Annotated in this window: 13 protein-coding genes; 4 read left to right on the top strand and 9 right to left on the bottom strand. The window is 43.8% G+C overall.

The window, feature by feature from the left end:
- Positions 1 to 8: 8 nt before the first annotated feature.
- Complete coding sequence (locus DOE51_RS10945) at positions 9 to 1,376, bottom strand: TIGR01777 family oxidoreductase (RefSeq protein WP_142696600.1); 1,368 nt, start codon at positions 1,374 to 1,376, stop codon at positions 9 to 11.
- A 7-nt stretch (positions 1,377 to 1,383) separates the two neighbouring features.
- Positions 1,384 to 2,691: a deoxyribodipyrimidine photo-lyase gene (locus DOE51_RS10950; protein ID WP_142696601.1), complete on the bottom strand. Its 1,308-nt coding sequence runs from the start codon at positions 2,689 to 2,691 to the stop codon at positions 1,384 to 1,386.
- Between the two features lie 85 nt (positions 2,692 to 2,776).
- Between DOE51_RS10950 and DOE51_RS10955 the strand changes: the two genes are divergently transcribed.
- Both DOE51_RS10955 and DOE51_RS10960 read left to right on the top strand, forming a co-directional pair.
- The gene (locus DOE51_RS10955; RefSeq protein ID WP_142696602.1) at positions 2,777 to 4,183 is read left to right on the top strand and encodes an AarF/ABC1/UbiB kinase family protein; all 1,407 of its coding nucleotides are present in this window, start codon (positions 2,777 to 2,779) and stop codon (positions 4,181 to 4,183) included.
- Positions 4,184 to 4,203: 20 nt separating this feature from the next.
- Positions 4,204 to 4,710, top strand: coding sequence for a TlpA disulfide reductase family protein (locus DOE51_RS10960; RefSeq protein WP_246845039.1), 507 nt, complete (start codon positions 4,204 to 4,206; stop codon positions 4,708 to 4,710).
- A gap of 3 nt (positions 4,711 to 4,713) precedes the next feature.
- On the opposite strand, the gene DOE51_RS10965 is transcribed toward DOE51_RS10960, so the two are convergent.
- The 5 genes from DOE51_RS10965 to DOE51_RS10985 all read right to left on the bottom strand — a co-directional run bounded on the left by DOE51_RS10965 (position 4,714) and on the right by DOE51_RS10985 (position 11,591).
- On the bottom strand, positions 4,714 to 5,961 hold the full coding sequence (locus DOE51_RS10965) for an EF-hand domain-containing protein (RefSeq protein WP_142696604.1): 1,248 nt from the start codon (positions 5,959 to 5,961) through the stop codon (positions 4,714 to 4,716).
- 22 nt (positions 5,962 to 5,983) lie between these two features.
- Entirely contained in the window at positions 5,984 to 7,042 is a 1,059-nt protein-coding gene (locus DOE51_RS10970; protein WP_142696605.1) for a prepilin-type N-terminal cleavage/methylation domain-containing protein, read from the bottom strand.
- Positions 7,039 to 7,506, bottom strand: a complete 468-nt coding sequence (locus tag DOE51_RS10975; protein ID WP_142696606.1) for a hypothetical protein — start codon at positions 7,504 to 7,506, stop codon at positions 7,039 to 7,041. The genes DOE51_RS10970 and DOE51_RS10975 overlap by 4 nt, the downstream gene beginning before the upstream one ends.
- On the bottom strand, positions 7,503 to 10,484 hold the full coding sequence (locus DOE51_RS10980) for a hypothetical protein (RefSeq protein WP_142696607.1): 2,982 nt from the start codon (positions 10,482 to 10,484) through the stop codon (positions 7,503 to 7,505). Before DOE51_RS10980 ends, DOE51_RS10975 begins: the two co-directional genes overlap by 4 nt.
- Before the next feature lie 159 nt (positions 10,485 to 10,643).
- Positions 10,644 to 11,591 (bottom strand): cation diffusion facilitator family transporter, encoded by a 948-nt coding sequence (locus DOE51_RS10985; RefSeq protein WP_142696608.1) that lies wholly within the window; start codon positions 11,589 to 11,591, stop codon positions 10,644 to 10,646.
- An 89-nt stretch (positions 11,592 to 11,680) separates the two neighbouring features.
- Here DOE51_RS10985 and DOE51_RS10990 point away from each other — a divergent pair, with 89 nt between their 5' ends.
- Positions 11,681 to 12,589 carry a heme A synthase gene (locus DOE51_RS10990; protein WP_142696609.1) on the top strand — a complete coding sequence of 303 codons (909 nt, stop codon included), beginning with the start codon at positions 11,681 to 11,683 and terminating at the stop codon, positions 12,587 to 12,589.
- On the opposite strand, the gene DOE51_RS10995 is transcribed toward DOE51_RS10990, so the two are convergent.
- Complete coding sequence (locus DOE51_RS10995; RefSeq protein ID WP_142696610.1) at positions 12,586 to 13,203, bottom strand: LON peptidase substrate-binding domain-containing protein; 618 nt, start codon at positions 13,201 to 13,203, stop codon at positions 12,586 to 12,588. The genes DOE51_RS10990 and DOE51_RS10995 overlap by 4 nt on opposite strands.
- Before the next feature lie 76 nt (positions 13,204 to 13,279).
- Here DOE51_RS10995 and DOE51_RS11000 point away from each other — a divergent pair, with 76 nt between their 5' ends.
- A complete protein-coding gene (locus DOE51_RS11000; RefSeq protein WP_246845040.1) occupies positions 13,280 to 13,669 on the top strand; it encodes a thiol-disulfide oxidoreductase DCC family protein in 390 nt (129 codons plus the stop codon).
- Here DOE51_RS11000 and DOE51_RS11005 read toward each other — a convergent pair.
- The gene (locus tag DOE51_RS11005; protein WP_142696612.1) at positions 13,654 to 14,076 is read right to left on the bottom strand and encodes a (deoxy)nucleoside triphosphate pyrophosphohydrolase; all 423 of its coding nucleotides are present in this window, start codon (positions 14,074 to 14,076) and stop codon (positions 13,654 to 13,656) included. The two genes, DOE51_RS11000 and DOE51_RS11005, sit on opposite strands and share 16 nt — an antisense overlap.
- Between the last annotated feature and the right edge of the window lie 28 nt (positions 14,077 to 14,104).

The raw sequence follows: 14,104 nt of genomic DNA on the forward strand, positions 1-14,104 counted from the left end.
ATTCTATTTTAACGATTTCTCATCTGCTCTGACATTTTGGCGATGTATTCGCGGCGGAAATTAAATATTCCTTCGACGTCTTTTCTGACGAACTTATTTGCCGCAAGCCAACCGAAATATCCAAATGGCAATTTGTAGCGAACACGATCGATCATCAATGTGCCTCCACAAAAAGGTTTGAATTCATGCGTGTGATGCCAAAGCGTGTACGGACCTTTTAATTGATTATCGACGAATTTGAACGGCGGCTTCCATTCATCAATTTCCGTTTTCCACTTCGCTGGCACACCGTGAATTTTCAGGTTGTAGTCAATCAATGTCCCCTGCTCGATTTCCTTTGTTGAAACTTTTGAAATCGCAAAGTTCAAGGTCGGCGGTGTAATTTGTTCTAGGTTGTGTGGATCTTTAAAGAATGGGAATAGATCTTGCGGCTGGACGTTCACAAATTGTTCGGCATAGAAAATCTCTTCACCTTGCTTGTGAGGCGTACAGATTTCCGCAAAAGCTTCTTTCAGATCACGGAAGTGAAATTCATAATGAAATTCTGTTTCCGCGCGAGTTGTCGCACGGATCGAACAAAGAATCGTTTCTGCGGCTTCACCGTACAAGAGTTTCAATGCGGCTTTAGGTACCGGAAGCGCCAATGGTTTTCCAAGGGCTTCAGCGAGCTCTTTCGAAAATTCTTTATTTGTGACTGGATGTGGAGCGACACCATTGATAGGACCATGAACTTTTGAGTTCTCAAGCGCCATCATGAAAATGCCCACGATATCTTTGATGTGAATCCAACTCATCCATTGTTTGCCATCGCCTAAAATACCGCCGACGCCGGCTTTAAATGGAAATAGCATTTGATCAATGGCGCCACCTTGTGGAGCGAGTACGATACCTGTACGAATGAAGCTGACTCGACCTGAGGCTTTGGCTGTTTCTTTTTCCCAATCAACTGTCAGTTGCGCTAAGAAGTCTTTTCCTGGCGCCGTATTCTCATCACAAATTAAATCTTTAGTGTCGCCGTAAATACCGATCGCCGAGCCGCCAACGAAGACTTTGACTGTTCGTGGTAAGGATTCGATCAAATGTCTCGTGCCAAGTACGCGTGAATCGTAAATTTTCTTTTTACGGTCGGAACTCCAGCGAAGACCAACCACGGGCTCACCCATCAGGTTGATCACAGCATCGATGTCATTCATGCGCAGATCCTTGATCGGACCTTTCATCAAATCACCCGTGATGACCTCACATGGAAATGGCAATGTTTCGCGCGCTTTCTTTTCGTTACGTGAAACCGCGTAAATCCGATGGCCTTTTTCGGCCAAAGCTTTTCCAAGTTCACGACCAATAAGTCCCGTAGCACCTGTAATCAAAACATTCATACAACACCTATTTCTTTAAGGCTTTAGTGAAAGCCTGCAAACAACGCCCGCGCGCTTCAACGTGTGCGATCATGGGTTCAGGATACTTGTCTGTGTGCAGCTCGGGTATCCATTTCTCGACATATTTTTGCTTAGGATCAAACTTCGCTTCTTGCGCTTCCGGGTTAAAAATTCGGAAGTACGGAGCCGCATCACAACCCGATCCCGCTGCCCATTGCCAATTCCCATTATTTGATGACAATTCATAGTCTAATAATTTTTTAGCGAAGTATCTTTCGCCTTCCGACCAATGAATCAATAAATGCTTACAAAGAAAACTTGCCACCACCATCCGTACACGGTTGTGCATAAAGCCCGTTGCATTTAACTCGCGCATGCCTGCGTCGACCATGGGATAACCAGTCGTTCCCGTGGCCCATCGCTCGAAATCTTTTTTCGATTTGCGCCACTCGATCTTATCGTATTCTGGACGGAAACTTTGTTTTTCAACTTGCGGAAAATGCCACAGAATCTGCATGAAAAAATCGCGCCAAATAAGTTCACTCAACCACACGTCTGAATGTTTTTTGGCTTCACGTGCAAGTTCGCGAATACTGACTGTGCCAAAACGAAGATGCATACCGATGTGAGTTGTGCCTTTTTCTTCAGACGGGATATCACGCTTTTCCGCGTACTCTTTTAAAGTTTTACTTGAGATCTTGTTAGATGGAAGCGCGATCTTTGTCGTCTCAAAGCCCATTTGCTTCAAAGAAATAAGTGGCTCTGCCTTTTTGATTTGCGCATAAGATTTTTCGTATTTCTTATTCGGGTAAGATTTTAAATAAAAGCTCGTCAGATTTTCCAGGACTTTATTTTTATAAGGAGTAAACACCGTATAGGGTTTACCCTGCCCCGTAAGGATCTCATCTTTTTCAAACAAGCATTGATCTTTGTATGTTTTAAATTCGATCTTATGTTTCGTCGCAAGCTTGGCGACGTGTTCGTCACGCGCGCGCGCATAAGGTTCGTAATCGTGATTCGTGTAAATTGCCTCGACAGGAAGCTTTGCAAACAGCTCTTTAAAGACCTCTAACGGCTTTCCATGACGCACTAATAAATCAGAGCCCTTTGCTTGAAGCTCCTCTTTAAGGTTCGCGATGGTTTGATAAATGAATGTTACCCGGGGATCTTCCCGGTCCTCGAGTTTTTCAAGAATCTCTGTATCAAAAATAAAGACTGGTAGAACGTTATCGTGTTCTTTCAGGGCGTGAAAGAGCCCCGCGTTATCATTCAAGCGCAAATCGCGTCGAAACCAAAATAGAGTGAGCTTTGTCATATTAGAAGTCCAGTTGCAGTCCGCCTTTAAAGCGCTATACTTTAGAGGTTTAACATTGCCACCAAACAAGGTAAAACAAGTCCTGATGGATGATAAAAAGTCTGCCAAAAAGCAAAGTCCACCAAAGGGGATCGATAAAATCAAGTCCTCAGTTTTTTCGCGCAGTCTGTCCATCGCAAAATTGACCGTACAAACCGGGGCTTCCATCGCAAGTCACGGCATCACGACCGCCCTTAAAAGCAAAGAAGACAAAGAAGCCATTTGGAAAAAGCTGTTACAAAATCAGGCTTCGTTAATCAGCTCTGAATTGGGTGAACTGAAAGGCAGCTTGATGAAAGCTGGCCAGATGCTTTCGATGTACGGTGAACATTTCTTGCCGGAAGAAGCCAATCAGTTATTAAAATCTTTGCAGTCGGACTCGCCTCCCCTGACTTGGGCAGCGATCGAACCGACCTTAAAGAAAAATCTTTCGCAAGAAAAGTTGGATTTATTAGAGATTGAAAAAGAAGCCTTGGCTTCCGCTTCAATGGGGCAAGTGCATCGCGCGCGCATCAAGGCGACTGGTGAATCGATCGTATTGAAAATTCAATATCCTAATGTCGATCGCGCAATTGATAGTGACTTAAAGGCGATTAAAACTTTACTCAGCACCATGAAGCTGCTTCCTAAGGATTTGAATTTGAATCCTTTGTTCGAAGAAGCGCGTGAAATGTTAGTGCAAGAAACTAATTACGAACTTGAAGCCACTTTGACCGAGGAATATTACGAACGTCTGAAGGGTGACACTCGTTTTGTCGTACCTAAAATTTATCGTGAATTTTCTGGTCCTAAAATTTTAGCTTCTTCCTTTGAGCGCGGTTTGCGCGTTGATGATCCATTAATTCAAAGTCTTTCTCAAGAACGTCGCAATAAGCTTGCGATGAATTTCTTGGATCTTTATTTCAAAGAAGTCTTTGAATGGGGTGTCGTGCAAACAGATCCTCACAGTGGTAACTATCGCATTCGTATTGATCCGCAAGGGCATGATCAACTAGTACTTTTCGATTTTGGCGCGACACGCTCTTATCCTGAAAGTTTTTTAACTCCCTACCGTCGCATGATCAAAGGCGCCCTATTTAACGATCATCAGGTCTTTACTCAATCAGCGATTGATTTGAAATTTATTGAACACGGAGACGACACAGAGCTTCGTCGTATTTTTGAAGAGTTCTGCTTTGAAAGTGTCGAACCGTTCATTGAATACAATGATCCACGCAATACGCATGGCCAGATTGATCAGAACGGTTTGTATGATTGGAAGAATACGGATTTACCACAGCGTTTGTCGCGTAAAGTATTCCAAATTATTCGTCAGTTTAAATGGCGGACTCCCCCACGCGAGATTATTTTCTTAGATCGCAAAACAGGCGGCGTTTTTATTTTCTTATCTGTTTTAAAAGCAAAAATTCGTGGTCGTGATGTGTTACTGAAATACATGGATCGAATTTCTTAAAGGATTTTATGTTGTCTTCTGTGCTGAAGTTTTTTGTTTTCTGGGTTGTGAGTTGTTTCGCATTTAGTTTCAACGCCCATGCTGCCAGCAATCCCCCGACTGTCGAATTTAAATCTATTCCAGCCGTGGCATTGGGGTCATCAGTAAAACCAAAAATCGAAGACCTTAAAGGCAAAGTCGTCGTCGTGGATTTTTGGGCTTCATGGTGCGCGCCCTGCAAAGAAGCGCTTCCGCACTACAACAAGCTATTTGAAAAGTACAAAGACCAAGGCGTGGTTTTTATTGGTGTGAATGAAGACGACGACATTAAAGAACGTGACGCTTACTTAGCGAAAGAAAAAGTCTTATTCACAGTCTTAGCAGATTTAGATAAGCAGATGGCGAAAGACTTTCAGGTCGTAGCCCTGCCAACTTTATTCGTGTTCGACAAAAAATTAAAACCTGTGACTCTTTATCGCGGTTTTGACGACAAGAAGCCACAGGTCCTAGAGGAAAAAATCAAGGAACTTTTGAAGGGTCAGAAGTAGAAACTACTTCTGACTTAACTGCACATTACGTGGCGACAACCATACGTCGACGATATCGCCTTTTTTCAATTTGCCTTTGGCATCTTTATACCAGAAGTCTGCGTATTCACGCTCTTCCGCATACATGCCTTGAGCAACGATACGATCATCTTTGTAGTTCAAAGAGATTTTTACGACCTTCGACGAAAGCTTCACTAACTCATTTGGTTGAGAAACACCATCACCATTTTTATCACTCCAAAGAACCAAATTTTTGAAAGCTTTATCGCGCTTGTCGATAACGCCATCATGATTTGAATCCAAAGCTTTCAGAGCCTCAAAACCATTTTTATATTTCTCATCGTTACCAAAAAGTTGATCCTTTTTAGTAATTTTGCCAGAACCATCATCAAGAGCTAAGAAATAACCCACGTGATTGGCTTCAGGCCATGATGTTTTAGCAAATTTATTCAACGGGAAATCAGTGATGTTCGAAAATGCAGGACGCGCATCATCGAAGAACACCATCAACGGCGAATAATAACCTCCGCAGAAACCCGTTTGCCCCGGGAACGATACGTTAATTTCTACACTCGATTTATCCGATGCGACATTCACTTGACCCAATGTCGCACTAATCGGACCGTTTTTTCCCATGTAATCGCCACAGGCCTTCGCCGGAACATACGACGATACACCATACGCACCATATGCTGATCCATCACAAGTGCTCACCTTTTGAGTGAAGGAAACTGTAGCTGGATTTACGTAAACTGCACCTGGATCGGCATCAACGATATTTCCCGCAGCATCCACGGATACTTTACTTGGAAAAGGCGAGTTGATAACGACTGTGTTACCATAGATCGCTGCATTTCCTCCGGCAGGAATATTTAATTTTTCTGCTGAAATTGGATTTACAGAACTTGGATTAAATCCTAGAGCAGAAATGATGATAGCTGGATACCAAACGCCAATATGATAGCTTTTGCTACCAACAACCAAATCAAAATCCGCATAGATTTCAGAACTAGGAGCAACCGGATTCGTCACACCACGCAAGTTCGTACCGAAGCACGAGTTCACAATCTTCACTTGCATAGTCGCGTTCCCTGAACGAGTGACCAGCCCCGACGCCGGTGCGGAAACGACTGACTCTCCCGACGTTGCAGTATTCACTGACATCGGAAAACTTCTTGTCTGTGCGAACGCGAGACTCCCCGAAAAAACCAAAGCAGCACTCAGTGCTCTTCGTAAATAAACCGTCCCCATACATTCCCCCTCAACTAACAACCTAAAGACCCGCAGTTTGCGTTTGAGTCGCTAAGTCCTGTGGTTTGTTAATTTTAAAATAAATCATTCTTTTCAAAACAGAATCGCGAGTCATCACAAAGCTACAAACTTTATTCGCAAGCAGCACCTTAGCTGGCGCGCTGGCTCCGCGATAAATGAGCTTATAGAAGTTGGAATGACGATATGGTTTTTTAGTCGTATCACCATTCGGATAACACTCTGGATTTTCACTTAGCACTGGCTCCATTGTGTATTGTAAAACTTTAACTGCGCGCAAACGTATAACCGATTGGCCCCCGCCAACCGATGGAACATTTCTTAAAAATGTATCTGCGTCAGGAATAGTAGCCCCTGTATCTGGCTGATTTTTCTTTAACAAAGAAGAGAATGGTTCACCCACAGGTTGCAAAACCAGCCCTTGAACCGAACCAACAAAAGTTGGACTTCTTGGCGGAGTTTGCATATCCAAAGTGCCATCCGATTTAGTCGGGCGAACTTTGGCCAAAGTATCAAACATCAACATCATGCCCGTCGTCCAAAATCCCGGGCGAACAGCACCAACCCAGTTATTTCGATTTACAGAAACGAACGTCAATGGCGCCGCTTTATTAAAGTCGGCTGGAGCCGAACCAATCACGTAAGCCGCAGTTGGATCGTAGTTCATCGTCGCTCCCGCAGCCAAATCTTGCGATACCACACTTACCGTTTTATTTACGGTTTCGGATGACAACGTGATTGTTCTGGTCAAACTACCAGCCACAGAGTTTGCAGGAAGATCCGGATAATAATCGAAGAAATTCAATCCATTATCATCGTTCATCACAATGTTATTATACGAAGGCTCAACTGTATTAAAATCACCGAAAAGAATTCTCTCGGCCTGCATCTCATCGATAGATTCATCCAATTGCTTCTTTAAAGCCATTTGATCTTTTGTTGCCGTCACTTGCGTCGCGACTACTGCCGCAGTTACAACTGCCGCAAGACCGACACCAACAATGACTTCCGGAAGCGTAAAACCTTTATTATTTTTGAGGGTGCTATTAAATTTTTTAATCATTTTGCACTCACCACAAATGTATAATCGCGGAATTCCTCATTGTTCTTTTTCCAAGATTCATGAGTCAATCGCATGGTTACTTGATAAAGACCTCTGTATTGTTCCAACGGCTGAATAACGAAACCATAAGTGCCCGCACACTTAGGGCATTGAGCGCGGGTTGTGATAATACCATTATCCCAAGCCATCGGAAGCGTATCGACATTCAGACTTTCTTTAGTTCCCGTCTTATAGTCAAAATTCACCTGATAGTTTTCAACGCCGGCCTTGATATTCTCTGCAATGTCGTTAATCTGTCTTTCGGTAGAAGACAATACGACAGCACTCTTCGTTGAGTTTCGAAGAGAAATCATACCACCCGTAAAAGTGAATCCGACTACGGTCAACAAACCTAAGCCCACAAGAGCTTCAACGATGGTCTGACCTTTATTATTTGCAATTGATTTATTTGTTTTAAAAATCATATGCCACTCTCTCTTGATTGCTCAACTACATAGAAACGAACAAGTCTTTTCTTACACGTTGTTGTCGACTGAGTTGCACCCGCCACCATACCGCAATCTGGATCGACTGCAGTCCACTGGAACGGATTTGCCTGGGCTCTTAAACTAATCGCATTACACGATCTGACATCAGAAACTTCTTGAACAGAAGGAATTGGATGCCAGATTGGCGATTTCATAACTGAATCACAAGAAGCTGCAGGATTACTAGTCGGTTTCAAAATACCTGCCTTACGTAATTCTTTCGTTGCCTGTGGAAGATAGATGGAACTCCATTGAATGCCGGCAACATAAGCTGACGGATCGATTTTTAATTTACCCACAATAAATGTACCGATGATACGCAACGGATTTGTACGAGCATTGATCGTCAAACTATCACAGGCATAAAAACCAGTTACTAAGTTCGCATTCGAAGGAATAATGCAATTACCTACGATCGAAGCGACTTTCCAAACAGGTGTCGCACCGAAAACTAAGTCTTTGTTATAGACAGGATCATTTGCCGGATCTGCAGATCCATCGATACCTGCAAAGTTCCATGAATGGCGAGTCGTCGATGCGAAGCTGACGTTCCAGTCAGCACCACCAAACGATTGCGAAGACAATTTACTTCTGGCATCTTCACACTGCGCATTGAGGTCATCCAAACTCATGCCCAAGCCTTCGATATCTTCGGCAGGACTATTACTTGTTGCGGCTACGTTTGTTGGATTCGTTAAATAAGCACCGCCGATGCCGAAATTCAAATAACCTTGCAAAGCAGTGTTTTCGCCAATCGATAAGCCTGGGATTAACTTGCTGTTATAATATGTGCTGTCATATCCAAGAACACCGATGGACGGACCCGTCGACGTCAACTCACCTTTAGAATTGATAAAATGATTCGCATTAACTGTCGTAACATCAAGCTCAAGCTTGTCACCGTAATAAGTTACACGCCCCGTCCAATTGTTAATTTTCTTAATTAAACCTTTCACATCCACCGTTACTTGTGGCGGATTCTGAACGGCATCATTATAATTGTTGAGCGCGTTTTGAGCAGTGTTAATCGCGGCATTCGCATCTGAAATAGCCTTATCCTGATTAGGGATTTTATTTGCACTCAAATCACTAATAGTTGTCTTCAAATTCGAGATCTGCGCATTTAAAGACGCAATCGTGTCGGGATTCTGATACTTAGAATCATCCACTGGAGTCGCCGATGGCGAAGGACTTGGTGACGCTTCCGCCACTGGCGTTTCCGTAGGAGATGGCGACGGCGTTGGAGTTGGACTTGCCTCAGCTGCAGGTTCACGATTATCAGCCGTTTGAGTTGGTTTAACCGGTTTCGCTAATTCTGCGTCGAGCGAAGCCTGCGCTACGCTTAACGAAGACTTCGCAGTTGATAATTGTGCATTTAGATCGTCCATTCCGGTATTTGCCGTTTTAAGACTATCTCTTGCAGTATTTAGACTTTTATTCAGCGACGCTAATGCCGATGCAGAGCCAACAACTGGCTGAAAAATCATCTGAGAGTTCAACGGCATAGCATGTGTGGCGGTTTTACCGTCGAACAAGAAAGTAAGATTAATGACAGCGTCTTCATTATCACCAGAATACTTAGCTACACCACTCCAATTGCTGCTTGTAATTGCCGCTGCAGGAATATAGTTACCTTGTTCTTCGAATGAACTACCCGTATCGAAAAATAATTTATACGAAACTTTACTTGTATTACCGCTATTAGAAGAGGTGATTTTAGAGGCGCCCAGTTTTGTTTTAGACGCAGTTTCAACACTCGCTTGGTTTTTTGACAACGTTGCACACATTGCCAAAAGTTTTGTATCAGGAACATCACCGGTATTAATTTTCGCAAAATATTTTAGACCCGCGTCTTCACCGCCGTCATTTTCAATGCCCTTCAAAAAGCCACCAAAGCTTGGCGAATCAGCCCAATAGCGATCTGAAAGACCACCGGCAGATCGAGGCACATATAGATCATCTTCACCACCAGAATGCAGTGACTTCACCCAACCGTTACCGATGTACACGCGATCCGCAAACGTTACCGCGGAATATTTTGAATTTTCAGGTGTTGCAGATTCATCTTTAGATAATTGTGGCAGATAAATATTGTTATTAACAAACACAGGACTTAAGAAAACAAGACCGGGACCCTTCCCAAGATCTTTACGATTCGTAAACTGATGAAAGCCGATATCGCCAAGATCATATGTCGCATCATACGTGTTATCCATATGAAGATCTTTTGGCGCAAGCAACGCAAAAGAACCAACTTCACGAGGATAAATTGCAAGGGATGATCTTAATGAAAGATCCACGTTGTTCATCGAAATCACGTTCTTTGACGAATCAATCAGAGCAATTTTTACCGTAAGGTATGATTCACGACCCGCGCGTGGCAAATAGGCGCTTGTATCCTTTGTCAGCTCAACAGTTACGCCAGCAACTTCAACGATTTTACCTGTCGCTTCGTCCTTCACCGTTTTTAATTTTTGCATTACAGGGAATAGAGGATGCACTGAAGAAAGCAAACCTGGATTCAGAGTAACTTTGAAAGATTTTAACGCCACATTATTGAGATCAACAGAGCCTACGTTTGCACCAGCAGCAACCAGAGTTCTAATCGCGTTCTCTTGGTCATTGGACATGATCACACGTTCAACGCTAAATGGACTTGCCAGATTACAAGTTGAATCATTAACAAGCGTACCATCCGTGAAACACCATTTTTGACGGACACCGAAGATCACGTAGTCCATCGTACTGTTCAAAGCAAAACGGAGGTTCACAGCATTCACTGTTTTTGTGACTTGTTTCTTCTGGCCGATAACGTAATTCGTCAGGAAGTAAAAGGAGATACTCATCACAGCTGTGGCTGCAAGGACCTGCATCATCACGCTACCGCGGTTGTTGCGGAATATTGTGGTTCTCATACGTACCGTTCTCCTACTGCTTGTAGAAGTTATCGGCAGAAATGTATAAAAACTTGTGGAAAGCCGAGTGTTTTTACGTGCTTGAAATGTTTTATGCTCTAAATGTATTAAATATTCTAAATGCGATACGCAAAAATTGATCAGAATGAGACAGTCAAATTACTTATGTTCCGGATCGATACACGCGAAACCTGAGACTTCTGTTTCGATGGTTGCTTCGATGATTCCGTATTTCTTAACGAGACTTTTGATTTGGCTCTTTACTTTCTGCATGTCCTGCATTGAGGCTGCTGCAGTCAACACGACATGCACACTCATCACATGATTTTCACCATCCAAAGACCACAAATGTGAATGGTGAACATCTTCAACCAATTCGATTTTTTTAATTTCAGAATTAATTTCTTCAACGCTGGCACTACCCGGCGATGCCATCAAAAAAACTTTCAATGCTTCTTTCAAATTTCTGAAGACGTTATATAAAATCCACAATGACAACGCGATCGCAAGACCCGCATCAATTTGTGGCACGTCGAAAAATTTCATAATCAAAGCACCAATCAAAACCAGCACCCACCCCGCCACGTCTTCGATCATGTGCCACATCAACATGCGCTCGTTCAACGAAGTGCCTTGCGAAACACGATAAGCTGCATAACCATTCACGGCGACACCAAAGAACGCCAACATCAACATGCCATTCGCTTCAGGTTGTTGCGGATGAATTAAACGCGGAATCGCTTCAATCAAAATAAAGATAGAGCCGGCAATCAAAATCAAACCGGTAATCACTGCACCTAGGACAGAGAAACGACGGTAACCATATGAAAAATGCTCATCACTTGAACGGTGCGACACTTTTTCCATCGTGATCGCTAAAACCATCGCTAGCGCATCACCAAAATCATGAAGCGCATCACTTAAGATCGCGACGGAATTCGTCATAATTCCACCCACCAATTCGATCACTGCAAAGCCTAAATTCAACAAGAAAGCAAAGCGCATACGCCCGATGATGGCACCGTGAGCATGGGCATGCGAATGACTGTGTGAATGGCTATGAGAACCTGAATGACTGTGGTTGTGATGCGCGTGTTTTTCAGACATAACTCAGTAAGACATTGCGAGGGCTTTTCTGTCAATAACTCCCCGCTCAAGTTGACCCCTTTTTCGCCTCGTGATAGCCCATAAGACCTATGACAAAATCTGGATTCAAGAAATTTGCATTTAGCCTTCTGATTTATACGATTCTTGTGATTCTGTGGGGTGCGTGGGTACGCATTTCTCATTCGGGTGATGGGTGTGGCGACACGTGGCCTTTGTGTCACGGCCAACTTATTCCCGAAGCGCAACGAGGCAAAACGTGGGTTGAATACGGCCATCGTTTGATGTCTGGCATCTATGGTTTTGTCGTGATTTATTTCTGGTGGGTCGCACGCAAGATCTATCCAAAAGGTCACTTCGCAAGAAAAGCAGCTCTTGCCACTTTGATTTTCATGATTACTGAAGCGCTTCTTGGCGCGAAATTGGTTTTATTTAAGCTTGTTACAACAAACGATACTCCCTATCGCGCATTTGTGATGGCGCTTCATCAAATCAATTCATTCATGCTCACAGGTGCTGCAGCTCTTGCTTATGCGGCGGCAACTCTCAGTGCGCCTCTTGACCAACCATCACAACAAGATAAGAAATATAAATATCTTCCGTGGGTGATTGTGATCATTGGCGTGACAGGTGCGTGGGCAGCGCTATCAAACTCACTCTTCCCGACTGACAACTTGTTCGAGGGCTTCCTTGCCGACTTCAACAGTGAATCGCACTTCTTGGTTAGACTTCGTGGTCTTCACCCGTTATTCGCGGTGATCGGTGCGGGCTCACTTGCGTTCTTCTTCTGGATGAAAGCGCAAATCTCTGACAACGCTCTTCTGCAAAAAAAATCTCTGCAAATGAGCTTGCTACTTATCGTGGGAATTTTATTTGGAATGGCGACGTTGTTCTTACACGCGCCAACGTGGATGAAGATCACTCACTTATTGCTAGCGCATACTATTTGGGTGGTGTTGCTACAATGGGTGTTCTTTGTAAGAGCCCGACAGTCGAATTAAACTGTCAGCTCGTTTGATTCCATCAAGCGATGTAAGAAGACGACCTTATCGTTGATATCGTCGTATTCCAAAACCATCTGCTGCAAATCGTAGTCGCGCACCATGTAGGATGCGAAAGCGCCGACGATCTCTTCCGGTTGATTAAGATTTTTCATGAACATCTCTTGTTGCATAGGATCTGGAATGTGGCTGTAAATCCAGCGCGACAAGATCTTATGCATCGAGCTTAACTTCGGTTTTTGTGGCGGCTCTAAAATCGATTTTTCAGGAATGATCGAACCTTCGCACACGATATACGGCGTGCCGCGATCAAGTACTTTGCCTAGACGTAACTTGCCTTGCCCTTGAAGAAAGATCAAAAGTGTCCCGTTGACTCGTTCCTCGATAATCTGTGCGTAACCGTAGCCAGCGATTTCTCGAACAAAGGGAACCGCTTCTCCGGGACGAACAGGAACCACTTTTGAAGGATCTTCAATGTAAGCAAGCGCAATGGGCTGCTTATTGGCGATGGCATCTTTTATCATAGCCAAATAGCGAGGCTCGAAGATATTTAACGGCTTCGTGGTTCTCGGGAAAAGAGTCACGTTAACAAGAGGGAACAGAAAGACTTCCATGAGCTGGACTCCTCATCTTGAAACTCTATTATAAAGATTGTAGCCTGAGATTGCTATGGAAAAGGTAGACGCAAAAATGAGAAATGTAGTCTTTTTCGACGGTATCTGTCACCTTTGTAACGGGTTCGTTGATGCTGTGATTATCCGAGACAAACAGCATTCTTACCTCTTCGCACCCCTTCAAGGAACGACGGCGGAAGAGCTATTGCCAGAGAAGGATCGTACTGACTTAAACTCCGTAGTATATTATGAGGCCGGCAAACTTTATTATCGCTCTGCGGCCATTCTTAAAATTCTCTCAGGACTTGGTGGGATCTACAAATTGGCGGTGATCGGTTGGATCATCCCTGGCCCATTACGAGACATCTTGTACAATTTGATCGCTAAAAATCGCTATGCTTGGTTTGGCCAAAGAGACTTCTGCCGTCTTCCAACCAAAGAAGAGCGCTCTTATTTGCTGGAATAAACAGCGCGGATCAACTGCACAAAAGGTCGATCCGCAGCCGACAACTCCTCTTCAACGATTTCTTCCGGAAGACACCACTTCATAGCGTCATGCTCTCGTAATTCGATTTGCGATTGCGCCGTCATCGCCCAATAAACTCTTAGGCGAATTGTCTTTGAAGGATACGCAAAGTCGAGTTCTTCAAGAAAGCCATCGACTTGAATCGGCAAACCCAATTCTTCATCAATTTCACGCACCAGAGCCGCTTCAGAGGTTTCTCCTGGATCGACTTTACCGCCGGGAAACTCCCAGTATCCTGCGCCGCTTTGCGCGGGACCTCTTCTGACAACAAGAATTTTCCGATCACTATCGAAGCTTCTGCGAATAAGAGCAGCCACAACTAAAACGGGTTCACGTTTCTGATTCATATTCCTCATTACACAGGGCTTTTTAATC

Source organism: Bdellovibrio sp. NC01, assembly GCF_006874625.1.
GTDB lineage: Bacteria > Bdellovibrionota > Bdellovibrionia > Bdellovibrionales > Bdellovibrionaceae > Bdellovibrio.

What these genes read in the sequence shown, in the direction of transcription:
- DOE51_RS10945 (WP_142696600.1), bottom strand. Translation starts at nt 1,376, where the DNA reads ATGAATGTTTTGATTACAGGTGCTACGGGACTTATTGGTCGTGAACTT.
- DOE51_RS10950 (WP_142696601.1), bottom strand. Translation starts at nt 2,691, where the DNA reads ATGACAAAGCTCACTCTATTTTGGTTTCGACGCGATTTGCGCTTGAAT.
- DOE51_RS10955 (WP_142696602.1), top strand. Translation starts at nt 2,777, where the DNA reads ATGGATGATAAAAAGTCTGCCAAAAAGCAAAGTCCACCAAAGGGGATC.
- DOE51_RS10965 (WP_142696604.1), bottom strand. Translation starts at nt 5,961, where the DNA reads ATGGGGACGGTTTATTTACGAAGAGCACTGAGTGCTGCTTTGGTTTTT.
- DOE51_RS10970 (WP_142696605.1), bottom strand. Translation starts at nt 7,042, where the DNA reads ATGATTAAAAAATTTAATAGCACCCTCAAAAATAATAAAGGTTTTACG.
- DOE51_RS10975 (WP_142696606.1), bottom strand. Translation starts at nt 7,506, where the DNA reads ATGATTTTTAAAACAAATAAATCAATTGCAAATAATAAAGGTCAGACC.
- DOE51_RS10980 (WP_142696607.1), bottom strand. Translation starts at nt 10,484, where the DNA reads ATGAGAACCACAATATTCCGCAACAACCGCGGTAGCGTGATGATGCAG.
- DOE51_RS10985 (WP_142696608.1), bottom strand. Translation starts at nt 11,591, where the DNA reads ATGTCTGAAAAACACGCGCATCACAACCACAGTCATTCAGGTTCTCAT.
- DOE51_RS10990 (WP_142696609.1), top strand. Translation starts at nt 11,681, where the DNA reads ATGACAAAATCTGGATTCAAGAAATTTGCATTTAGCCTTCTGATTTAT.
- DOE51_RS10995 (WP_142696610.1), bottom strand. Translation starts at nt 13,203, where the DNA reads ATGGAAGTCTTTCTGTTCCCTCTTGTTAACGTGACTCTTTTCCCGAGA.
- DOE51_RS11000 (WP_246845040.1), top strand. Translation starts at nt 13,280, where the DNA reads ATGAGAAATGTAGTCTTTTTCGACGGTATCTGTCACCTTTGTAACGGG.
- DOE51_RS11005 (WP_142696612.1), bottom strand. Translation starts at nt 14,076, where the DNA reads ATGAATCAGAAACGTGAACCCGTTTTAGTTGTGGCTGCTCTTATTCGC.